The 22422-nt window shown below is 53.8% G+C and carries 24 protein-coding genes; 1 reads left to right on the top strand and 23 read right to left on the bottom strand.

Annotated elements, in window-relative coordinates; all coding sequences use genetic code 11:
* Positions 1-79: 79 nt before the first annotated feature.
* The 21 genes from T260_RS0120080 to T260_RS131135 form a co-directional block, all read right to left on the bottom strand.
* Positions 80-1369, bottom strand: a complete 1290-nt coding sequence (locus T260_RS0120080; protein ID WP_020278283.1) for a hypothetical protein — start codon at positions 1367-1369, stop codon at positions 80-82.
* Positions 1369-1479 (bottom strand): helix-turn-helix domain-containing protein, encoded by a 111-nt coding sequence (locus T260_RS1000000138720; protein ID WP_227016043.1) that lies wholly within the window; start codon positions 1477-1479, stop codon positions 1369-1371. Before T260_RS1000000138720 ends, T260_RS0120080 begins: the two co-directional genes overlap by 1 nt.
* Positions 1463-1855 (bottom strand): sensor histidine kinase, encoded by a 393-nt coding sequence (locus tag T260_RS0120075; protein ID WP_014196232.1) that lies wholly within the window; start codon positions 1853-1855, stop codon positions 1463-1465. The genes T260_RS1000000138720 and T260_RS0120075 overlap by 17 nt, the downstream gene beginning before the upstream one ends.
* A 225-nt stretch (positions 1856-2080) precedes the next feature.
* Positions 2081-2998, bottom strand: coding sequence for a DUF7916 family protein (locus T260_RS131060; RefSeq protein WP_014196233.1), 918 nt, complete (start codon positions 2996-2998; stop codon positions 2081-2083).
* Between the two features lie 49 nt (positions 2999-3047).
* Positions 3048-4412: an N-acetylglucosamine-specific PTS transporter subunit IIBC gene (gene nagE / locus T260_RS131065; protein ID WP_021322078.1), complete on the bottom strand. Its 1365-nt coding sequence runs from the start codon at positions 4410-4412 to the stop codon at positions 3048-3050.
* The gene (locus T260_RS131070; protein ID WP_011231757.1) at positions 4412-5143 is read right to left on the bottom strand and encodes a GntR family transcriptional regulator; all 732 of its coding nucleotides are present in this window, start codon (positions 5141-5143) and stop codon (positions 4412-4414) included. Before T260_RS131070 ends, nagE begins: the two co-directional genes overlap by 1 nt.
* Positions 5140-5901 carry a glucosamine-6-phosphate deaminase gene (gene nagB, locus T260_RS131075; protein WP_023633872.1) on the bottom strand — a complete coding sequence of 254 codons (762 nt, stop codon included), beginning with the start codon at positions 5899-5901 and terminating at the stop codon, positions 5140-5142. The genes T260_RS131070 and nagB overlap by 4 nt, the downstream gene beginning before the upstream one ends.
* Positions 5892-7094 (bottom strand): N-acetylglucosamine-6-phosphate deacetylase, encoded by a 1203-nt coding sequence (gene nagA / locus T260_RS131080; RefSeq protein WP_023633871.1) that lies wholly within the window; start codon positions 7092-7094, stop codon positions 5892-5894. The genes nagB and nagA overlap by 10 nt, the downstream gene beginning before the upstream one ends.
* A gap of 139 nt (positions 7095-7233) precedes the next feature.
* A complete protein-coding gene (locus tag T260_RS131085; protein ID WP_023633870.1) occupies positions 7234-9027 on the bottom strand; it encodes an ATP-binding protein in 1794 nt (597 codons plus the stop codon).
* Positions 9027-9770, bottom strand: coding sequence for a response regulator transcription factor (locus tag T260_RS131090; protein WP_464314378.1), 744 nt, complete (start codon positions 9768-9770; stop codon positions 9027-9029). Before T260_RS131090 ends, T260_RS131085 begins: the two co-directional genes overlap by 1 nt.
* 78 nt (positions 9771-9848) lie before the next feature.
* On the bottom strand, positions 9849-11036 hold the full coding sequence (gene ccsB, locus T260_RS131095; RefSeq protein ID WP_011231762.1) for a c-type cytochrome biogenesis protein CcsB: 1188 nt from the start codon (positions 11034-11036) through the stop codon (positions 9849-9851).
* Positions 11023-12687 (bottom strand): cytochrome c biogenesis ResB family protein, encoded by a 1665-nt coding sequence (locus T260_RS131100; protein WP_014196240.1) that lies wholly within the window; start codon positions 12685-12687, stop codon positions 11023-11025. The genes ccsB and T260_RS131100 overlap by 14 nt, the downstream gene beginning before the upstream one ends.
* 13 nt (positions 12688-12700) lie before the next feature.
* Positions 12701-13225, bottom strand: a complete 525-nt coding sequence (gene resA / locus T260_RS131105; protein ID WP_011231764.1) for a thiol-disulfide oxidoreductase ResA — start codon at positions 13223-13225, stop codon at positions 12701-12703.
* 142 nt (positions 13226-13367) lie between these two features.
* Positions 13368-14099, bottom strand: coding sequence for a pseudouridine synthase (locus T260_RS131110; protein ID WP_011231765.1), 732 nt, complete (start codon positions 14097-14099; stop codon positions 13368-13370).
* Positions 14100-14231: 132 nt separating this feature from the next.
* Positions 14232-14765: a spore maturation protein gene (locus T260_RS131115; protein WP_011231766.1), complete on the bottom strand. Its 534-nt coding sequence runs from the start codon at positions 14763-14765 to the stop codon at positions 14232-14234.
* Positions 14765-15361 carry a nucleoside recognition domain-containing protein gene (locus tag T260_RS131120; protein WP_011231767.1) on the bottom strand — a complete coding sequence of 199 codons (597 nt, stop codon included), beginning with the start codon at positions 15359-15361 and terminating at the stop codon, positions 14765-14767. The genes T260_RS131115 and T260_RS131120 overlap by 1 nt, the downstream gene beginning before the upstream one ends.
* Positions 15354-16502, bottom strand: coding sequence for a D-alanyl-D-alanine carboxypeptidase family protein (locus T260_RS131125; protein WP_020278277.1), 1149 nt, complete (start codon positions 16500-16502; stop codon positions 15354-15356). Before T260_RS131125 ends, T260_RS131120 begins: the two co-directional genes overlap by 8 nt.
* Positions 16503-16851: 349 nt before the next feature.
* The gene (locus T260_RS0120070; RefSeq protein ID WP_031212613.1) at positions 16852-18165 is read right to left on the bottom strand and encodes a superoxide dismutase; all 1314 of its coding nucleotides are present in this window, start codon (positions 18163-18165) and stop codon (positions 16852-16854) included.
* Positions 18166-18522: 357 nt separating this feature from the next.
* Positions 18523-18924 (bottom strand): hypothetical protein, encoded by a 402-nt coding sequence (locus T260_RS131130; RefSeq protein ID WP_011231771.1) that lies wholly within the window; start codon positions 18922-18924, stop codon positions 18523-18525.
* Between the two features lie 18 nt (positions 18925-18942).
* Positions 18943-19596 carry an SMC-Scp complex subunit ScpB gene (gene scpB / locus T260_RS0120065; protein ID WP_011231772.1) on the bottom strand — a complete coding sequence of 218 codons (654 nt, stop codon included), beginning with the start codon at positions 19594-19596 and terminating at the stop codon, positions 18943-18945.
* A 175-nt stretch (positions 19597-19771) separates the two neighbouring features.
* Complete coding sequence (locus T260_RS131135; RefSeq protein ID WP_020278275.1) at positions 19772-20527, bottom strand: segregation/condensation protein A; 756 nt, start codon at positions 20525-20527, stop codon at positions 19772-19774.
* A gap of 194 nt (positions 20528-20721) precedes the next feature.
* On the opposite strand from T260_RS131135, the gene T260_RS1000000140230 reads away from it, so the two are divergent.
* A complete protein-coding gene (locus T260_RS1000000140230; protein WP_023633867.1) occupies positions 20722-21393 on the top strand; it encodes a DUF309 domain-containing protein in 672 nt (223 codons plus the stop codon).
* 22 nt (positions 21394-21415) lie between these two features.
* Here the strand turns inward: T260_RS1000000140230 and T260_RS131145 are convergent, their stop codons facing one another.
* Positions 21416-21772 carry a GNAT family N-acetyltransferase gene (locus T260_RS131145; protein WP_011231775.1) on the bottom strand — a complete coding sequence of 119 codons (357 nt, stop codon included), beginning with the start codon at positions 21770-21772 and terminating at the stop codon, positions 21416-21418.
* A 120-nt stretch (positions 21773-21892) separates the two neighbouring features.
* Positions 21893-22357 (bottom strand): 6,7-dimethyl-8-ribityllumazine synthase, encoded by a 465-nt coding sequence (gene ribH / locus T260_RS131150; protein ID WP_011231776.1) that lies wholly within the window; start codon positions 22355-22357, stop codon positions 21893-21895.
* Positions 22358-22422: the final 65 nt, after the last annotated feature.

Below are 22422 nucleotides of genomic sequence, written 5' to 3'. Positions count from 1 at the left end.
CCGCTTTCCTCCCTTTCGTTTTTGTCTCATTATAACAGGGAGCAAACAAACTGTTTTGCATTTTTTTGATTCATTTTTGTTACTTCTTTATTTTTTGAATTAATCGATAAATCTGAGTAAACAAGAAACCGCCAATCCCATTCCATGCTATGGCCTCCAGCACATTATGGCGCATTCCCCATCGCCAGGCGATAGCAAACAAACATACCCATCCGATCATGCCTATAACCCCCATCGGTTTCTCTCCTGTCCGTAAAGCAGCCAACCCAAAACACGAGGAGGCAAGCAAGGCGGTCGAAAACATGACCATCCGCATCGGAAGAAGAGGAGCAATAAAAAAGAGGGCTAGTACAAGCAAAAAAGAGATGACATATGTCCATGAGAGATGCCTGCTCCACCTGTGCCAAAAAATTTGCACAACGGAATGCAAGGAAAGGGATAAGCTGAGTGACAACGCCGCCAGCAAGGCAATAGTAAGCGGCCAAGCAATCAAGACAGAAGAATGAAGCAGCCACCGTTTCAGTATGGCGGCAGTCGAAGCGGCCGCCGCATACGGGACGCATAAGGCTGCAACGGCCAACGGAAGCGGAGCAAGGCAAAACGCGGCCATAGAAAACGTCAGCGCAACGCGTTCTTTTTTCAATATTGATGCAATATCCCATACATACTCGTCGGCCAACCATTGCCCGGCAGCCGCCGCCAGCACAGCCCAAAACAACACGAACAACGAAACCATGTTCACATCGAGGGAAGCTGGGACAGTGCGTACAATCATCTCATATTGCCGCGCCACACCGCCCGTTAGATAATAGGCAAACGGAACCATTCCCATCACTATATAAACAATGTATAGCAGAACCGTTCCGATTTTCCGCATCCCCAACCAACCGGCGAGCACGGTAAACACGTACACATAGACGAACCAAATGAATAAAAAAGTCGGAGAAAAACGAAAGAGTTGCTGCAACAAATAGGCACATAACACGACAACGGTAAGCAGCCGGCCGATCGAAAGAAGGCGAACAAAAAACCGAAAGAAAAACAAAGCCCGCGCCGTAAAACAGCAGTCCGGCCAGCGATCCCCTTCCTTTGTTAGGGAACGATAGCGCACGGCCGCTGCTGAACGCCAAAGCACAAAAACGGCGGCCCATACCGCCATAGCCGTCACCACCCCCGCCGCCACTCCGCCATGAATAAAAGCATAGCATCCAAACAACAGCAGCTCCCCGGATGCAAAACGCAGTAACAGAGCATTGACCCCCTTGCTTAATCCAAGCGCCTCCGCTCCGATAAAACTGTGGCGACCAATATGCGGCACAGCAGCAAGCAGCAGTACGCATGCCATGAATAAAAGCATATACCAGTCCATTATCCATTGGTCTCCTTATACTTCGTAGGCGGGATGCCGACATATTTTCGAAACAAATGACTGAAATGATGTTGACTAGAAAATCCTGTCTCCTCAGCAATGCGTGCCATGGACCCCGCTTAGATAGTTGCTTGTATGCGCCCATTCTTGTTTGAACGGAATAAGCGGCTGTTTCGTCTCATAGCTATCACGCAAAAACAGCGCAAAATGCTCCATTCCCCGAATCATTTCTTCATTTTTTCCTAAGCGCGCCAAGGATAAGAAAGCGTTCAACGCATTGAAAAAGAAATGCGGTCGGATTTGTTGATGGAGCTGCATATACTTGCTTTCTTGAAGTTCTTTTTCCAATCGAAGGCGCGCATGTTCCAACTGCCAATAATCCACTTCTTTTTCTGCTACCCCCAACAGCGCCAACACTGTCAACGATACAAGCGGCAACAATACGCTGAAAATGAGAATGAGATGAAATAATGGCTCGGCAATCATCATATTCTCCCCGCCACTCGCAATGCTTTCCCATTTGTTTTTTCATTTTATCACAAATTTGTTCTTTCATTTGATCACAAAATAAATAGAGGCGGCGGTACAAGGCAAATGTTTCCCACATCCGCAAACTTATTTTTCCATCATCTTGGCTCCCATCCTATCCTCTCCCGGCAAAAAAACGCCCCAAAAGCGAATGCTTTTGGGACCGACTGATCATATTCCACTTTATCTCAACGGCGATCTTGCCATGCGAATATACGTATGGCGTCTGCCGCGAATGGCGATCGAATACGCCATAATATTCTCTGGAACAGCGATGCCATGATAGCCAGCGTCGCCGATATGATGTAGATCCGCCCCAGCCATTTTGCTTGCAAGCGCGATTTGACGAATCGTACTCTCGTCAGCTCCTTCTTGGCTTGTGCCGATCGTCAGCATCGCAAGCGCCCCATGTTCATGCGCCACCTGAACAAGCTTCTCTGTCTTGTCTAATGTCACCCCCGGCACCGTTCCAGGAGCCGGCATCAAAACGACATCCGCACCAGCGTGAATGAAACGCACCACCACTTCTTCCGATACGATCCCGCTTCCCGCTTCATCGGCAACGCCTGCCGCGTGCATTTTCCCAGCCATCACGAGAGCATCCTCGCCTAAAATGGACCGCGCCGTTTCGATGGCTTTCACAATCTCATCATTCGTCACGCCTGTTTTCGGGTTTCCGGTTAGGCAAACAAAATCAAATCCTAGCTGTTTTGCTTGTTGCAGCGACTCGGCCGTTGCCATTCTCCCTTTTGGCAGCGTCGCAAGCTCCTCAAGCTGTTTTGCATTTGGGTCAACCGGCTCCAAATTGACGCCAACCGGGCGCCCTGTCAACTGCTTTAACCGTTCCACCATTTGATTCGGTTCGTTCGTGTCCAACCCGTTCACAACCGGCCGGAACACATCGAACCAATTCAACAACAGCAAATCCGCCCCAAACGCCGTGGCCAGTTCAGCGTTGGTGACCGCCGGATACAGCGGCGCGAATTCCCCGACGACTTCCGCGACGATCACCCTGCCTTCTGACGCTTGAATCGATTGTTTTAACTGTTTTCCTGTCATCCGACGAAAATCGGAGGCGTTGCAATCCAACAGCCGCTTCACCGGAGCTCCCCCTTTCTGGCGTCCCTTAAAAGAACGGCTTCGTTGTTCCTTATTTTCTCATAGCGTTGGCCAGAAATTCGACATCCGTGCCAACGACCACTTGCAAATCCGTTTGGTTGAGGCGAAGCACGCCTTTCGCTCCCAAACGTTTCAATTCTGCTTCGTTGACTTTTGACATGTCTTTCACTTTTAGGCGCAAGCGTGTGACACAATTGTCAATTTGCGCGAGATTATCTTTTCCTCCTAACGCCTCGATATATTTTGCAGCAAGGTCCTCGTATTTGACGCCCAACTGCGCCGCACCGCTGTCGGCAAACTCTCCCTCTACCTCATCTTCACGCCCCGGCGTTTTCAAATCGAGCTTCGTAATGAGGAAATAGAAGACGACGAAATAGACGACAGCATATACAAGACCTTGAACAATCAACAAATACGGTTTTTTCGCAATGCCGTAGTTTAAGAAAAAGTCAATCGCCCCGGCCGAGAACGTAAACCCGTGGTGGATGTCAAGCATTGTCGCCACTGCGAGCGACAAGCCGGTCAACACGGCATGGACAACGTAGAGCAATGGCGATAAAAACATGAATAGAAACTCAATTGGCTCCGTAATCCCGGTTAAAAACGACGTCAACGCCACGCCAAGGAGCGCGCCGGCGACCGCTTTGCGACGCTCTTTTTTCGCCGCCGCGATCATCGCCAGCGCTGCCGCGGGCAGGCCAAACATCATGATCGGGAAGAAGCCGGCCATAAAAATGCCCGCATCCGGGTCGCCGGCGAAAAAGCGGCTTAAATCGCCCGTTTTTCCGTTATACTCGCCAAACACAAACCAGACGAAGCTGTTTAACACATGGTGCAATCCGACTGGAATGAGCAACCGGTTGAGGAACCCGAAAATGCCGACGCCAACCGCCCCGGCACCAACGATCCAATGGCCGACCGCGTTGATGCCATCTTGAATCGGCGGCCATACATAGCCAAAAATCAAGGCAAGCACGAGCATGACAAGCGATGTCACGATCGGCACAAACCGCCGTCCGCCGAAGAAGCCTAGCCAGTCGGGCAACTTGATATCATGGTAACGGTTGTATAAAAGCCCGGCGATCACTCCGGAGATGATGCCGCCTAATACGGACATATTGATGTCTTTATCAATCGCGGCGGCCCCTTTTGTCAAGACAAAGTAGCCGATCGCCCCAGCAAGCGCCGCCGCGCCGTTGCCGTCTTTCGAAAAACCGATGGCCACGCCGATGGCGAAAATGAGCGCTAAATTGGAAAACACTGCATCGCCTGCGGCTGCGATAAACGGAATATTCAATAAATCAGGCTGACCGAGCCGAAGCAACAATCCTGCCGCCGGCAAAACGGCAATCGGCAGCATTAATGCTTTTCCAAGCCGCTGTAAAAAGCCTAACATCATGATCCTCCCCTTTTCATCTCAATCATAAATTTGTACCGGTCGCCGCGGTACACCGATTTGACGACTTCAAGCGGCCGACCGTCGACAAGGTGCGTGCGGCGCTCAAGCAATAGCACCGGAGCCCCTTCTTTCATCTTCAGATGCTCCGCCTCCACCTTGCGGGCGACAGATGCTTCCAATGTTTGAACAGCGGAGCCGATGATCATCCCTTTTTCTTTTTCGATAAATTCATAGACGGAACCGCTTACAACATCACGCGTCAGTCCGGGGACGAGATTGACCGGAATGTACAGCGTCTCCAACGCCATCGGCAAGCCGTCGGCCAACCGAAGGCGGCGGACTTCGTAAAGGTCATCGCCTTCCGTGACGCCAAGCCCTTCAGCGAGTTTCTCGGAAGCTGGAACCATCTCAAAGCTGAGGACGATCGTGCCGGGCTCCATGCCGCGCGCCCGCATATCTTCGGAAAAGCTCGTCAGCCCTTTCAGCGGCTGCTCGATTTTTTGGGCGGCGACAAATGTTCCTTTCCCGCGCCGGCGGATGAGATAGCCATCGTTCACTAAATTGTTGACCGCCTGCCGAACGGTCATCCGGCTGATGTCATACATTTCCGCCAACTCGCGCTCAGACGGGATCATTTCGCCCGGCTGCCACTCCCCTTTTTCGATCTTTTCTTTCATATATTGCTCGAGCTGATAGTAAATCGGAATCGGCGACTGTTTATCGATCACGGCGCATCCACCCGCCGCTTTTCCTTTGGGATGAGCGAGAGCGCCTCGCAGTCGGCGATGATCGTCACGTCCGGATGAAGGTGAAGCGCTGAAGCCGGCAAGTCCGGTGTGACAACGCCTTCGAGAAGCCGGGCCATGGCGTCCGCTTTTTCCTCCCCTGACGCCAACAGCACGATGCGGCGGCTGCGCAAAATGGTCGCAATTCCCATCGTAATGGCATAGCGCGGCACGTCATCAAGCGATGGAAAAAAGCGGGCGTTCGCTTCCCGTGTCAGCTCGGTCAGCTCGACGACGTGGGTGGCTGTCGAAAACGGCGTTCCTGGCTCGTTAAAGCCGATATGGCCGTTGCGGCCGATGCCCAACAGCTGCAAATCGATGCCGCCCAATTCATCGATGAGCCGCTCGTAACGGCGGCATTCTTCGTCAAGATCAGCGGCCAAGCCATCCGGCACATGCGTCTCGTGAAGCGGGATGTCCAATTGGGCAAACAAATGCTGATTCATATAATAGCGATAGCTGTTCGGATGATCCGGGCCAAGGCCTACGTATTCATCCAAATTGACCGTGCGCACGAGCCGATACGATGTCCCATGCTGCCGATGATCGGCGGCCAATTCGCGGTACACACCGAGCACGGTCGAGCCGGTCGCCAAGCCGAGAACGGCGTTCGGCTTTTCCTTGACTTGTTTGATGATGATGTCCGCCGCCTGACGGCTCATCTCTGCGTAGTCAGCAACTTTCAAAAGCTTCATGGCCATCGCTCTCCACTCCTTTCATCCGGCTTGCGATAGGCAAGGGCGCCGCGGCAAAACGTCATCATGACTTCATATCGTTCATTCAAAACGACGACATCGGCGTCTTTGCCGGGCCGCAAGCTGCCTTTCCGATCAAGCAAGCCAAGCTGTTTCGCCGGATTCCAGCTCGCCATGCGGATCACCTCTTCAAGCGTGCAGCCAGTATAATCGAGCACACGGCGGATGGCCTCGCCAAGCTTGAGCACGCTTCCCGCCAGCGTGCCGTCGGCAAGCCGCGCCTCTTGGCCCCGAACAGTCACCTCTTGGCCGCCAAGTTCATACCGCCCATCACCTAGACATTTCGCCCGCATGGCATCGGTGATTAATATGAGCCCATCGCTTCCTTTATTCCGGTAAGCGAAGCGGACCATCGGCGGCGCAACGTGCAACCCGTCGGCGATCAGCTCGCACATCACTTCTTCAAACATAAGCACAGCACCGGCGACACCCGGTTCACGGTGATGGATGCCGCGCATCCCATTGAACAGGTGGGTCGCATGCGTCACCCCTGCATGGACCGCCGCTTTTACTTCGTCGTAAACGGCATCGGAATGGCCGATCGAAGCGATCACACCCGTCTGTTTCAAGTAGGCGGCAAGTTCCAGCCCCCCGTTCCGCTCTGGGGCAAGCGTGACAAGGCGGATATGGCCGCCCGCCGCCTTTTGCCAGTGCTGGAACAGTGAGATGTCCGGATCGGCGAGATGGCGCGGGTGCTGCGCTCCGGCGCGCTTCGGCGACAAAAACGGTCCTTCCAGATGAACACCGAGCACTTCGGCCGCTCCCGGCCTGTTCGCCTCCGCCATATAGCGAGCGACGTTGCGAAGCGCGGCTTCGATTTGTTCGCTTGGCGCTGTCATCGTCGTCGCCAAAAAGCTCGTCGTCCCTTCCGCCGGCAAGGCGTTGGCCATCTTGTAAAGCGCCTCCGGGGTCGCATCCATGACATCCGCCCCAGCCGCCCCATGAATATGGACGTCGATGAATCCCGGCACGATGAAAAACCGTGAGGAAAGCTCGATCACTTCCGCCCCTGCATCAGTTGGGCATGACGACATCGGCCCGATCGCGGCCACTTTTTCCCCTTCGATCAGCACATACCCTTGTTCAATGTTTCCTGTTTCTGCATACACCTCGGCATTTTTCAATATCCACCGCTTCATCGCGATTCCCCACTTTCTGTCTCTCATTATAACATTATATATTCTAGTTGTCTATACCACTAAAACAAATCCGTCAACCAGTTCGCTTCAGTATGAAAGAAGCAGGGAAGCCGTGGCTTCCCCGCTCTTCCAAACGGCGCTACGCTCCTTTCGGTCCGCGGGCCGGCAAATAAAACGAAAACGTCGTTCCTTCGTTCAGTTTGCTGTGAACGGTAATGAGCCCTTTATGCGCTTCGACGATGTTTTTGGCGATGGCAAGGCCTAACCCGGTGCCGGAACGGCCGCGCGTGCGCGCTTTATCGGCTTTGTAAAACCGTTCAAACACAAACGGCAAATCCTCTTCGGGAATGCCGGAACCAGAGTCTTGGACATGGATCGTCACGCCGTCGCCGCTTGGTTCGATGATGAGGCGAACTGTGCCGCCCGATTCCGTATGGCGGATGGCGTTGTCAATTAAGTTCGTCAGCACCTGTTCGATCCGATCCGGATCGAGAGCGATTTCGATGTCCCGATCGCGAAACTCGGCTGTCAGCTCAATCTGCTTTTCTTTCGCCAGCCCGTAAAACTTGCGGATCACCCGCTCGATGTAAGGAACAAGCTTGACTTGTTCGTACTCTAGCTCGATATGGCCAGCTTCCATGCGCGCCAAGTCAAGCAGATCGTTAACAAGGCGGCCCATGCGCAGCGACTCGTCATAAATGACTTTCGCCATCTCTTTCTTCTCTTTTTCGCTCGCCGCGATATCGTCGATGATCGCCTCGCTGTAGCCTTGGAGCATGGCAATCGGCGTGCGCAATTCGTGCGAAACGTTGGCGATAAAGTCTTTGCGCAGCTTGTCAAGCCGCCGCTCTTCGGTCATGTCGCGCAAAACAGCCACCGCGCCGCGCACCATCGTTTTGCCGTACAGCGGCGTCATTAAAATAACCCACGTCCGCCCCTGCAGCGTCACTTCGGTCGATTGCTCCTTCTCCTCGCGAACGACGCGGGCAAACAGCTCTTTCACTTGCGGCGGCAACGGCGCCATCGCTTCCGCGTCGTTCCCTTGCTCAAAATACCACGCCTGCAAAAACCGCTCAGCCGGCGGGTTCGTAATCAAAATTTCCCCGTCGCGGTTAAACGTAATGACGCCATCGGCCATGCTGCTTAAAATGCTGGCGAGCTGTTCTTTTTCCTGGTTTAAGGCGTTGATGTTAAACTGCAGACGCCGTCCCATTTGGTTGAACGCCATCGCCAGCCCACCGATCTCATCGTTCGTTAAAATCGGCACTTTCATATCGAAATGGCCCCGCGCCATTTCGAACGCGGCTTGCCGCATTTTCCGGAGCGGAGCGGTGATGCGCGTCGACAAGAAAAAGGCAAAAAACGTCGTCATGACAATGGCGATAAACGCGGCGAGAAAAATTAACTCTTTCGTCCGCTCCGTCGCGTCGGCGATCGCCTCGAGCGACTGATAGATAAACACAGCTCCTCGGCTGCCATCCGGCATCGACATCGGCACGCCGACAATGATCATATCACGGGGCAGCTTTTCTTTTGGATGCCGCTCCGGCATATACAAACGCTTTTTCACCGTTTTCCCATCTGTCAGCACACGCCGCAAGTCCCGATCTTGGCGAATCGACGACAGCGGCATATTGTCCAACCCAGCATCGCCAGGCGAATACCAATAGTGCGAGTCATCGGCGACGATGACGGCTTTCGTTCGATTGTCCACAAGCGTCCAAGCGATCGAGCGGGCAAGCTGCTCGTCGCGGTAATCGTGCATCACCTCGGCCACTTTTGTCGCCAGGCGGGTCAAGTCGTTTTCCGCTTCCTGCACATAATAATCTTCCAAAAATTTAATAAGCAAAATGCTTAAAATAAACAGCACGCACGAAACGAGCAACAAAATCGTAAACCATAGCTTGCCGACGACGCTGCGAAACAGCCACATTAGTCGCTCACTGCCTCAAATTTGTAGCCGACGCCCCAGACGGTGACGATCATTTTTCCCGCCTGCGGCGACGCTTTATTCAACTTTTCGCGCAACCGTTTAATGTGGGTGTCGACCGTGCGCAAGTCGCCGAAAAACTCGTAATGCCATACTTCTTTGAGCAGCTGTTCGCGGTCGAACACTTTGTCGGGCGAGCGGGCCAGAAAGAGAAGCAGCTCATATTCTTTCGGCGTTAAGCTGACTTCCTTGCCGTCGACCGTCACCCGGTGGGCATCGTTGTCAATCGTCAAATGCGGAAACACAAGCACGTCTTTCGCCGTCGTCTCCACCGGCGCGTAGGCGGCGTTCGCCGCGCGGCGCAACAGCGCTTTTACGCGCAGCACGACTTCGCGCGGACTGAACGGCTTGACAATGTAATCATCCGTGCCGACTTCAAACCCTTGCACGCGGTTGGATTCTTCGCCTTTTGCCGTCAACATCATAATCGGCGTCGTTTTTTGCGCGCGGATTTCTTTGCACACCTCAATTCCATCTTTGCCCGGCAGCATCAGATCGAGCAAAATGACATCATAATCATTCGTCAACGCCTTCTCCAACGCTTCATTGCCGTCACCGGCCTCATCGATCACATAGTTTTCCCGCTCCAAATACATTTTCAAGAGCCGCCGGATGCGCTCTTCATCGTCAACCACTAAAATACGGACGGTTTTTTCTTGTTTTTCCAATGCTTTGCACCCTCCCATCATCAATGGAAATACTCCCTATTTTCTAGTTTACCGAAAAACCGGATGCTCGCCAACAGAGCATCCGGTTGTTTTCCATTATGTTCCGGCGTACGAGTGCAATCCCGCAATGACGAGGTTGACCGCCACTAAGTTAAACATAATAATGGCAAAGCCGATGACGGCGAGCCATGCCGACTTTTCACCATGCCAGCCTTTTGACAAACGAAGGTGCAAAAAGGCAGCGTAAAACAGCCAAGTGATAAGCGCCCATACTTCTTTCGGGTCCCAGCCCCAAAAACGCGTCCAGGCGATTTGCGCCCAAATCATCGCGAAAATGAGCGCCCCGAGCGTAAACACCGGAAAGCCGATCGCCACCGCCCGATAGCTGATCTCATCGGTCAAATCCAAGTTAACGTTCTTCACGAGCGGCTTGAGCGCGGCGGCAACGCGCTTGCGCAAGAGAAGCCGAAGCATGATGTACAGCGCCGTTCCGGCTATGAGCGACCAGATGACCGTATTGAGCTTTCTTGCATTGATGATCGCCGGCATCTCAACAAGCGGCTCCATGCGGCCGGCGCTTTCTTTCATAAGCTCCCCTTTGTGCGGCCCAACGAGCGCCGGCATATCGTAGATGACCTCAACCGTCTGCTTGTTTTTGTCCACCCACGTGAACTTCGCTTCATACCCAGAAAGACCGAACGCTGTCGAAACGATGACAAAGCCGAGCGTGGTAATTAAGCAAAACATGACCACTTCGAGCCAAAACGTCCGTTTCGACGGCTTCGATTGATCGACGACGCGAATCAAATAGATGAGCCCAGCGACAAAGCTGATGGCCAAAATCGCTTCACCAGCCGCCGCCGTCGTCACATGGATGTGCAGCCAATCGCTTTGCAAGGCGGGAATGAGCGGCGAAATTTCCCGCGGAAACATGCTTGCGTAAGCAATCACAAGCAACGCGACCGGCAGCGCAAACAAGCCGAGCACACTCAGCCGGTAAATGAAATAAATAATAATGAAAGCAGCAACCAGCATCATGCCGAAAAAGGTCGTAAACTCGAACAAGTTGCTCACGGGCGCGTGCCCGGCGGCGATCCAGCGCGTCACAAAATAGCCGACTTGGGCGAGAAAGCCGATGATCGTCACGGAGATGCCAAGCTGCGACCAACGATCCTTCTCTTGCCGTTCTTTTCGCTTGTCGCGAATGGCTCCGCCAAAAAAGAACGTGCCGATTAAATATAGAACGAACGCGATATATAGCAACGTGCTGCTAAGCTGTACCATGTCCATGGACTTGTCCCCCTTGTCCGGCTTTTTTGTCGTTTTCGAGCTGATCAGCCGGCATCATGACGCCGGTGCCGTCAAGCAAACGGCGCAGCTCGTTTTTCAAGCCGAACCAGTTTTTATTCGTGTGCGCGGCAATCCATAGCTCACCGTTTACCCGCTGCACCCAAATGCGGCGGTGGTTCCAATACATCCCTTGGATGAGCCCGATCATGAAAATCGCGCCGCCTACCCCTAAAATCCAAAGCGTAAAGTCGCGGCGGACGGTCAAACCGGAGACATTGCGGGTTTGAAGCCCCGCGAACGCCATTTTGTATTTGTTGTTGCCAAACGGTTCGATCGTCTGCTGGATGGCGACAAAGCTTACTTCCCCTTTCGGACGGTCCGGCGCGTACATTTTGAACACGAACGCCGGATTGTTCGGCACGCGCGACTTCGTTGACGGATTGCCGTCTTCATCAAACTCAAAATCAGGAAAATAGCTTAATAGCTCAACGCGATACCCATGTCCGAGATTGTACGACTCTTTCGGATCATACAAGTCGACCGTCACCGTGCCGAACGTTTCCCCCGACTGCTTGTCCGCCAACTGAAATGACATCGCTTTCGGCTCATTCAAGCGGAAATCGACTTGGTAGAGCGCATAATGGTCGAACTCCAGCGGCTCGTTGACGCGAATCGGATACTCCTTCACTTTTTCAAGCTTCGGCTTGGCGCCGGGGATCACAGGACCGACACGCTTATACAACACGACGTTTGTTTGATAGTTTTTGGCGATCATCCCGTTGCCGACGCGGTCGATGGCAGCGTTGAACACTTCGTTGTCTTTGCCTTTCTCATATGTTTCAAAAATAAATTTTTCACTCTTTAAAAAGTAGCGGCCGTTCGTCCCAGGAATTTCTTTCGTCTCCCCTTCCGGAATCCACATCACCCGATCGATGTACATGCCGGGAACGGAACGAAGCATCGCCCCGATCAAGAAAATGATGAGGCCGATATGATTGACGTACGGCCCCCAGCGGGAAAACCGCCCTTTTTCAGCGAGCAAATGCCCGTCTTCCTCGCGGACATGGTAGCGCCGCGCAGCCAGCCGTTCTTTCAACACAGCCATCGTCTTGTCGAGATCGCTCACATGCGAGACGCCAAACAACCGCTGCCGCTCTAAAAAGCGCGGATGGCGCTTCACCCCTTGCCGCTTCAAGGCGCGGTAAAGCGGAACGACCCGGTCCAAGCTGCAAATGACAAGCGAAACGCCGATTAAGGCGATGAGCAAAATGTACCACCATGAGCCGTACAAGTTGTTAAAGCCGAGCTCATAATACAGCTTCCCTGCCCAGCCGTACTGCTGCTTATAATACTCCGCCGGATCGACGTTCGGCGGAATATACATTTGCTGAGGGAAAATCGTGCCGATCGCCGAAGCGATGAGCGTGATGACGATGAGCGCCACCCCGACTTTGACCGACGAGAAAAACGCCCAAATTTGGTCGATCATCGTTTTTTTGTACGTTTGCGATCGGCGCGCGCTTCCTTCGTAGCGCATGTCCAAAATCAGTTTTTCTCCCAAATCGGCAAGCGGCTTGCCGCACGACTCACAAAACGCCGTGCCGTGCGGATTGACATGGCCGCATTCGCATTTGACGTGTTCCATGGCGCAAAACTCCTTACGGTTTGATGCTTTCTAGATGCCGTTCGATGTCTTCTTTCGTCATCGTTCCGGTAATGATTTGTTTTACTTCGCCGTTTTTGTCAATCAAAAACGTTGTCGGCAGCGGCCCGACGTTATAGGCGTTCAATACTTGATCTTGACGGTCGATCACAATCGGAAATGTCAGGCCGAACCGTTCCGCGAACTTTTCAACGCTCAACTTCGGTTCACCGACATTGACAGCCAAAATTTCAACCCCTTGTTTTTTGTAAATCGGGTACAGCTCGTTCATATACGGCATCTCCCGCTCGCACGGCTTGCACCACGTTCCCCAAAAGTTCAAAAAAACGCCTTTGCCGCGATAGTCTGAAAGACGATGTTCATGCCCTTTCAAATCGGTCAGCACAAAATCAGGCGCCGTCGAACCAACAGCGACAGCCGTTTTCTCCGTGAAAAAATTCGTGTAAATCGTATAGCCGATCGCCGCGAGCAACACGAGCAAAATCGCTGTCCTCATCACTAAGCGCTGTTGTTTTTTCATCGTTCAAACCCCTTTACGTTTCTCCTCCCCCACAGCCAACGGTAGAGGGGAGGCAAGCGGTTCACAATCTCCCATTTTCCATTATAGCAAAGTCCCTCGCTCGTTTATGCGCAAGGATATGAACGTTATGTGACAATCTTCGTCATTTTCTTCCCCCGGATTGGGCAAGGACGCGCAGCAACTTCACCTCATGCGGCGTCAGCTCGCGGTATTCGCCGGGGCGCAGCCCTTTCAAATCGAGAAACGCGTACCGCTCCCGCTTCAGCTTCAGCACCTCGCAGCCGATCGCCTCAAACATGCGGCGCACTTGCCGGTTTCGTCCTTCGTGGATACGGATTTCCACAATGGCTGTCCCCTTCTTCCGGTCGGCGGAGAGCAGCTTCACTTTGGCTGGCGCCGTCATGCCATCTTCCAACTGCACTCCTTGTTCGAGCCGTTTCAGCTGCTCGTGCGTTGGAATGCCTTTCACTTTGGCAATGTACACTTTTTCAATTTCATACCGCGGGTGCATAAGCAGGTTGGCAAAGTCGCCGTCATTCGTCAACAAAAGCAGTCCAGACGTATCGTAGTCAAGCCGCCCGATCGGATAAATGCGTTTGTCCAGATCTTTGAAAAAATCGGTCACCACTTTGCGGCCTCTGTCATCTTTGACGCTGGAAATCACCCCGCGCGGCTTGTACAGCAAATAATACACCGGCTCTTCGCGCTCGATCGGGATGCCGTCGACTTCGACATCATCGCGCGGCCCGACCTTGACGCCAAGCTCCTTGACGACGCGGCCGTTCACTTTCACCCGCCCTTGCAAAATGAGTTCTTCCGCCTTGCGCCTTGACGCGATGCCGGCGCGGGCGATCACTTTTTGCAACCGTTCCATTCTCTCTCACCTCTTTCATCATCTTACCCTTTCCGTCTAACAGATACAAGTGCGGCACTTTTATTTTTCACCTTTCCCGTCCCCTTTGCAAACAAAAAACCCGCCGGACGGCGGGAACGAAAAAAGGCGCCGCTAGCGCCCGAATACAAACAAAACGATGAAAACAGAAACAATAAAGCTGAGAATGTCGGCCAAAATGCCGACTTTTAACGCATCGCCCATTTTTTTGACGCCGACGGCGCCAAAATAGACGGTGAGCACGTAAAGCGTCGTCTCCGTACTGCCTTGGATCGTAGAAGCAAGGCGCCCGATGAACGAATCCGGGCCGTAAGTAGCGATCAAATCGGTCGTCATGCCGAGCGCCGCCGTGCCGGAAAGCGTGCGGAGAGCCGCAAGCGGAACGACTTCGGCCGGCAGTCCAATGGCATCAGCCAGCGGTTTGATCACTTCCATCATGGCATCAAGCGCCCCTGAGGCTCGGAAAATGGCGACCGACACCAACATGCCGACCAAATACGGGATGAGCGAAAACGCGATCTCGATCCCTTCCTTGCCGCCTTCCACAAACGCTTCGTACGTCGGCACTTTCTTTGCTGTACCGTAAAGCAAAATAAAAGCAATGAGCGCAGGGATCAGCCAAACAGAAAGAAGTTGGACGATGGCCATTATGGCTTCCTGCCTTTCCGCATCCGTTTCCAATAATAGTACCGGTCAATCAATACCGCCCCAATCGTCGAAATCGTCGAAGCGACGATCGTCGTCCCAATGATCTCGCTCGGCGCCGCTGAACCGTACGTCATGCGGATCGAGATGACGGTCGCCGGAATGAGCGTAATGCCTGATGTGTTCATGGCCAAAAACGTCACCATCGACCGGCTAGCCTCGTCGCGGCCGCCGTTGAGCTTTTTTAGCTGCTCCATCGCCTTTATGCCCATCGGCGTCGCCGCATTGCCAAGGCCGAACATGTTGGCGACCATATTCGAGACGATATAGCCGAGCGCAGGATGGCCGGGCGGCACCTCTGGAAACAAGCGGCGTACGAGCGGCATAAACAGGCGCGCCGCTTTGTCAAGCAAGCCGGCGCGTTCAGCGATCGCCATCAGCCCGAGCCAAAACACTAAAATGCTGACCATGCCGATGCTGATCGTCACCGCTTCTTTGGCGCTTTCAAACACCGCTTTGTTCACTTCGTCCATCGTGCCGTTGGCCGCCGCAAAGACGATGCCAATGACCGCCATCATCACCCAAATGAGGTTAACCATCTCTTCTCACACCTAAAAAGCGAAATACTTGCCATAAAAACCCTCGGCCGCTTCCTTCCTTTCCCGGTTCATACAGCAGCGGCACCGAATCAACCGCCTTTTGATGCAAATAAAGCACCGCCTTTCCGACCTCTGTCGGCGCCCGTTCTGGGTATTTTTCCCATTCCTTGCGCGGCTTCAGCAAATACACTTTCACCCGCAGCCCGCTCTCCTCTTTATCGGTCACCGGATATCGCAAATCGCGGACCGCCTGCAGCCGCCCGCGGTAAAACGGATCAGAAATTTTGTCGACCACCCGCTCGCTGCTCACTTTGGCGATGTGATAATGAGAAAATCCATATTCGTACATAGCGATATGGTCATTCCAATCGTCCGGTGCATCCAACGTCACGGCGATCAAATCGATGCCGCCTTTGGATGCCGTCGTCACGAGCGTGCGATGGGCCCGTTTCGTATAGCCGGTTTTGCCGCCGGTGCAATATTCGTAAAGACTTGTCAACAACTTGTTTTTATTTCGCCACACACGCGCGCCGTCTTCGCCGGGCGGAGCGGGGGCGCGGTACACCTTCGTCCCCGAGATGCGCCGAAACTCTTTGTTTTTCATCGCATATTGCATGAGCAGCGCCATATCGTACGCGGTTGAGTAGTGGTTTTCCGCGTCATCCAACCCGTGCGGATTGGCAAACTCGGTATCACGCATCCCGATTTCAGCCGCTTTTTGGTTCATTAAAAAAACAAATCCTTCGACGCTGCCGCCGACATGTTCAGCGATGGCCACCGCCGCGTCGTTGCCGGAACGAAGCATCAGCCCATATACCAAATCGCGCAGTTTGATTTTCTCCCCTTGGCGCAAGTAAATTGACGACCCTTCGGTCCGGACAGCGCGGGCGCTGACCGTCACCGTGTCGTCCATCTTCCCCGATTCAATCGCCAAAATGGCGGTCATAATTTTCGTAATGCTGGCGATGCGCCGTTTTGTATAGGCATCCTTGGCAAACAAAACCCGCCCGGAATGCTGCTCTATCAAAATCGCGCTTTTTGCGCTCACCCCATCCATAGCGCGCATCCGCTCTGGAACAAATGCCATAATCCCCGCAGCGAGTGCAAGAATGAGCGCAATGAGCCGCTTCTGCTTATTCATCTCATATCGGCGAGGATCCCCCTCCTTTAAGGAGCGGGGAGGAATCGCCTGTTCCTCCTTTCCGATTAGGCTGAACGGGCCGCAGCCGAAGAAACGTCGCGGCGGAAACAGGCTGAACCCCAAAGCCGCGTTTTGTACAAGTGTATGCCTCGATGGGACAAATATGATGAAAAAATGCTGTTGCAAGGGGAGACAGCCTGAACGATCCGCTCCGGCGCTTGCGCTGGGCGCGTTGATGACATTTTCCCTGCAAAGAGAAAGCCGCTCCTTGAAACGGCGGACAGGTGTCCTGATGGATCGCAGCGCCTGCTCTCCCAAAAAAACGGGCAGGGGGTTCCCCCCCGCCCGTTTAAAACGGCTGCCAACGAAGCTTCTGCGCCTCATGAAAGCGTTCTTCAACGTTGCGCCAGTTGACGACGTTCCACCAATGTTCGATGTACGCCGCCCGATCATTTTTGTATTGCAAATAGTAGGCATGCTCCCACACATCAAGCACGAGAAGCGGGATCACATCCCATTGCGCCATGAGCTGGTGTTTTTCCGCCTGCAAAATTTCCAGACGGTGCGCTCGCGGCGCCCAAACGAGCAGCGCCCAGCCGACCCCTTCGGCGCTTTTCGCCGCTTCGGTGAAATGACGGCGAAAGGCGGTAAAACTGCCAAAATCGCGCTCGATTTGCGCCCGCAGCTCCCCGCGCGGCTCGCCGCCGCCCTCTGGATGCATGTTGTACCAAAAGATTGTATGCAAATAATGCCCGGAGCCGTGGAACGCCACTTCCCGCTCCCAATGTTTCAACAGATCAAAATTGTTCGTCCGGCGCGCCTCGGCCATCATCCGCTCCGCCTGATTAAGACCGTCGACATAGCTTTGATGATGCTTCGTATGGTGAAGGCGCATGATTTCTTCGGAAATATGCGGCTCGAGCGCATCATAACGGTACGGCAGCGGCGGCAAGACATGACGGCCGGGCGCTACTTGTTGACGCGGCTCACCGCCGTCGTCCGCATCCACCCAGCGTCGCTTTCCATCGGTCACGTTGTCCACTTGATCCGGCTCGCCGTCAGCTGCATCAGTCGGCGAGTCGGAGAGCTCCGCCATAAAAGCCGGCTCTTTTGCGTCCTCAACCCGCTCTGCCGTCCCGCTGGTGTCAAGCCATCCGTCTTCGTTCTCTTTGTTTTCACTCTCCAGTTCAGGCGACACCGATTCCCCTTCGACTTGTTCTTGCGTCGCCTCTTCTTCCCGATCGGCAGCTGACGAATCAGCCAGGCGGACGGCCCGAGTGTATACGTCATCGACAAGACGCTGGAGCTCGTAAATCGCTTCTTCGGTCCATTCATCGCCGTGTCCATCGATGTACGCCAACAAAGACGAAAGCCCAACATCCTCAGCCATCCTGCGTGCAGACAGCGCCTGTTCAACTTGTCTTCCCCACGCAGCCGCTTCCATGACATACTGGCGAAGCGCACCGACATACACGTCATCGGCAAGGCGCTGAAGCTCGCGGACGGCCTCTTCCGTCCACTCGCCGTCATGCTCGGCAATAAACTCGAGCAGCGACGAAGCGCCATCCGTGCTTGCCCCACGCAAAGCGAGCGTCTCCTTGACTTGATTTCCCCATTCGTTCACCCTAGCCGCATATTGGGCGAACAACACCTGATCGTCCATTTGGTAAAAACCTCCTCCTGTTTTGTTCGCCATATCGTATGCTGTCATGGGGAAATCGTTCTTGTCCGCATTCACCCAAATTCCCGGCCGCTCATACATAGAGGAGCGAGGGCAGTCATCATAGGAAAAGACAGCAAGGAAGAACAGAATCGCCGTGATGCTTCCCTGCAGCGGGTCTGCAAATGAGCCATAGATAAACCGCTCAAAAAAATCGGGCTGACCCAAAACATATTCGCGTTTTGGGTCAGCCCCCCCTTTTTTCTGAAAAAGGCAGGCTGCTTTGGCAAACCGCCGGCTGCACCAAACGGTTTCCTTGTCCAGACGCACAGAAAACGCGGCGCCAACCGCATTTTCTCGTTACGCCGACCGTTCAGGCAAGCGGCACTCGCCGGTTTCCGCCCATTCGCTGACAAGCGCCTGCAGCGTTTTGGCGTCTACCTCAGCAAAATAACGGCGCAATTCCTCTTCATCATGAATGTAGACGCGCTTTCGCTTCCGATACGCCGGATTTTTCCATAAACAGACAAGAGCAATGATGTCGCGCAAATGAATGTCGCGCCCGTTAGCCGTAAACAGTGGATCGCTTTCATACGGCAGCCAATCAAGCAGCGCCGCCTCAAAATGGCGCAAATACAACACAGACAGCGTCCGCTCTTCGCCCCCGTCGCGGTACGTGACTTCCGAGCGGTTGAAATAGTCTTCAAACGTGTTCGATTGCGACTTTTGCAGCTCTTCACCGTACAGCCGGCAAACGTTCATGAGCGCTCTCCTTCCCGATCAGCCATTTTTCTTTAGTTTACCATATTCCGGCTGCCCATCGCTCAAATTTTCTGCTAATTTTTCGAAAAATAAATCCGCTTCCCGCTCGGATTCGCCATCGTCCGCCCATTCCGGCAGCGGCGGCAGCTCCTCGAGCGTTTTTAGCCCGAAATAATCGAGAAATTCCGGGGTTGTCCCGTACAAAATCGGCCGCCCGGTTCCTTCGGCTCGTCCAACCTCTTTAATGAGCGCCCGTGCCATCAGCGTCTGCAATGGCTTGTCGCTTTTTACGCCGCGAATTTCCTCAATCTCCGCGCGCGTAATCGGCTGGCGGTATGCGATAATGGCGAGCGTCTCAAGCGCCGCCTGCGACAGCGGCGATGCTCCCGGCGCTTCGACCAACTTCTTTAAATAGGGGGCGTGTTCTTTTTTTGTCGCCAACAAAAACACGCCGCCAAGTTCGACAAGCTGGATGCCGCGCTCTTCCCGTCGGCAGTCTTGTTGAAGCTCCTCGATCACCGCTTTCGCCTCTAGCTCGCTGACTTCCAACACAGCGGCGATTTGCGAAAGTGACAGCCCTTCATCGCCGGCAGCAAACAACAACGCTTCCACGATCGCCTTTGCCGAATTTGGCGCACCGGCGCCCTTTTTTTCTCTTTCGTTTTGTTCCATCGCCCTTCTGCCACGCCAAACTCGTTGGCGCCCCTCCTCCTTTCCTCCTGTTTTCGTCGTTTCCCAAGTCTTCTCACCCCAATGTGAGTCAGCTCTCCGCCTTATCATGGCATGGGCAAACAACAAAAGAAAAGCGGCCCGCCGCAGCAAACCGCCGCGGCCAAACCGCACCGCCTCAACCGGCTGGTTTCACCGCCAGAAACAAATCGCTGAAATTCCGTTCTTGCTCAACGATGATTTCATCTTGCTTCATCAACTCTAAAATGGCCAAAAACGTCACGACGATATACGAACGATCGTAGGACGGAAACAGCTCGTAAAAGTTTTTCCGCCCGTTCGCCTGCTTTAGTTCATGCAAAATTTCCGCCATGCGCTGTTCGACGGAAATATCTTGGCGGGAGATTTTCGCCCGCATCGGTTTTTGCAGTTTTTTTCGGCGCAACAGCTTCGACAAGGCGCCAAGCATATCGTATACGTTCACATCCAGCGGCGCCGCCTTTTTCTCATCCGCGTATGCGCTTAAGTCGCTCGGCGGCTTTGTAAACAAAAGCGCCCGCTCCTCTTCGCGCCGCTTCAGTTCGCGCGCCGCCTCTTTAAACTTTTTATATTCAAGCAGCCGCTGCGCCAGCTCCTCGCGCGGGTCCCCGTCATCGCCCCACTCGATGTCGCCGTCGACAGCTTCCTCATTGGAGGGCGGCAACAGCATTTTGCTTTTGATCGCAAGCAAGGTGGCCGCCATCACTAAATATTCGCTGGCGATATCCAACTCAAGCTCCTGCATGGCGTGAATGTACGCCATATACTGCTCCGTAATTTGCGCGACCGGAATATCGTAAATATCAATTTCATAGCGGTTGATCAAATGCAAAAGCAGATCAAGCGGCCCTTCAAACGCTTCGATTTTGACGTTGTATGGCAATTGCACATCCATCCCACCATTTTTTCCAGAACCACCGCCCGGTAGGCTCGTCTCCAGCTGCAGTACATTTATTGTATCATAACGAAGCGGCGAAGCGAACGGAAAACAGTCTCTTTTTTGCGCCGCAGACCGCCGAAGTCGTATAATCGAAGAAGAGCCGTCCGCCTTCACATGGCGCGGCCCACTTTTGAAAGGAACGATGGCCGATGTATCCAAAAGCGTATATCGAGTATTTGGTCCATTTCCATAGCGACCGCGATTATTTTGAATGCCACGAAATTTTGGAGGAACATTGGAAACAAGACGGTCGAAACAAAGGTTGGCTTGTGCTCATTCAAACGGCGGTCGCTTTTTACCATTACCGGCGCGGCAACGTCTCGGGAGCGCTGCGCCTCATTCGACGGGCGCGGGCGCTGCTTGACGAAGCGCAAGAGATGATCCGGCGGCTCGGCCTCGATGACGAGGCGCTCGCCCGCTTGCTCGACGAGACGGCTGGGCGGATCACTCGCGGCGAACCGTACGAAAGCGTCGAACTGCCGATTCGCGACCGTTCCCTTTATGAGCAATGCCAGGCCGCCTGCGCCCACCGGCAGCTCGTTTGGGGGCAAGCCAGCGACCTAGCCAACCTTGATCTTGTGNGCGGCGAACCGTACGAAAGCGTCGAACTGCCGATTCGCGACCGTTCCCTTTATGAGCAATGCCAGGCCGCCTGCGCCCACCGGCAGCTCGTTTGGGGGCAAGCCAGCGACCTAGCCAACCTTGATCTTGTGGATAAACACCGGCGCCGCGACCGCTCGGACGTCGTCGCCGCACGCGAACAAAAAAAACGGGCCAAAGCGGAAGGAGTTGGCTTCCCTCCCCCTCCGCCGCCCGCCTGAGCGCGGAGCCGCGCTAGTTTCGTTATTCGTTGCACGCATGGCATTTATCGAAAAACGAGGCGGTCCACTCGTTGGCGCACAATCGGCAGCCCGGGTACACCTCTTTCAATGCCTTGACCATCTGTTTTCCGATCCCTTGGTGGCGGTGTGACGGATTGACGCTGATGTGCTGGATTTCCACAACATCAGGAGCGCGCAACAGGACGCCGATAATGCCGACGATGTCATCCCCTTCTTTCCATAAAAACAGCTGCCAATCGTTGTTTGTTTCATACTGTTTCATCGTCTGCTGCAGCCGTTTCAGGTCTTTTTCCGTCGGCATAAACGACAACAGTCCCATGGCGATTTTCTCATAGTTTTTTCGGTAACGGATTAACATAAAAATCCCTCATTATCGACAAACGCTTTTCCGAAATGGAAAAGTTTTTGTCATTTTCTCTATACGTATTATAAACATTCTCACCGATATTGTGAACCATTTCATGCCTTTTTACGCAAATTACGCAAGCGTCCGCAAGACGTTCGCCATTTCGATCGCCGACACCGCCGCTTCCCATCCTTTATTGCCCGCTTTCGTGCCGGCCCGCTCGATCGCCTGTTCAATGGTGTCCGTCGTCAACACGCCGAAAATGACCGGAACACCGCTTGCAAGCGCCGCGTGGGAGACGCCTTTGGCCGCCTCGCTGCAGACGTAGTCAAAATGGCTCGTTGCCCCACGGATGACGGCGCCAAGCGTAATGACAGCGTCAAACTGCTTCGATTCCGCCATTTTTTTCGCCACAAGCGGGATTTCAAACGCACCCGGCACCCAGGCGACAGTGATGTCGCTGTCGCTCACGCCATGGCGCGTCAAGCCGTCGATCGCCCCAGATAAAAGCTTGCCCGTGATGAATTCGTTAAAACGAGAGACGACGATGCCGATTTTCAATCCGGTGCCGACTAAGTTTCCTTCAATGATGCGCATGTTCGTTGCTCCTCCCATCATTAAAAATGAAGCATATTTTTCGGCGGCGTTTTGCCAAGCGTTTG

It is taken from the genome of Geobacillus thermopakistaniensis, from assembly GCF_000498995.1.
Classification (GTDB): Bacteria; Bacillota; Bacilli; order Bacillales; family Anoxybacillaceae; genus Geobacillus; species Geobacillus thermoleovorans.
Note: the sequence above shows the minus strand (reverse complement) of the source record. Positions and strands in the feature narration are given on the sequence as shown.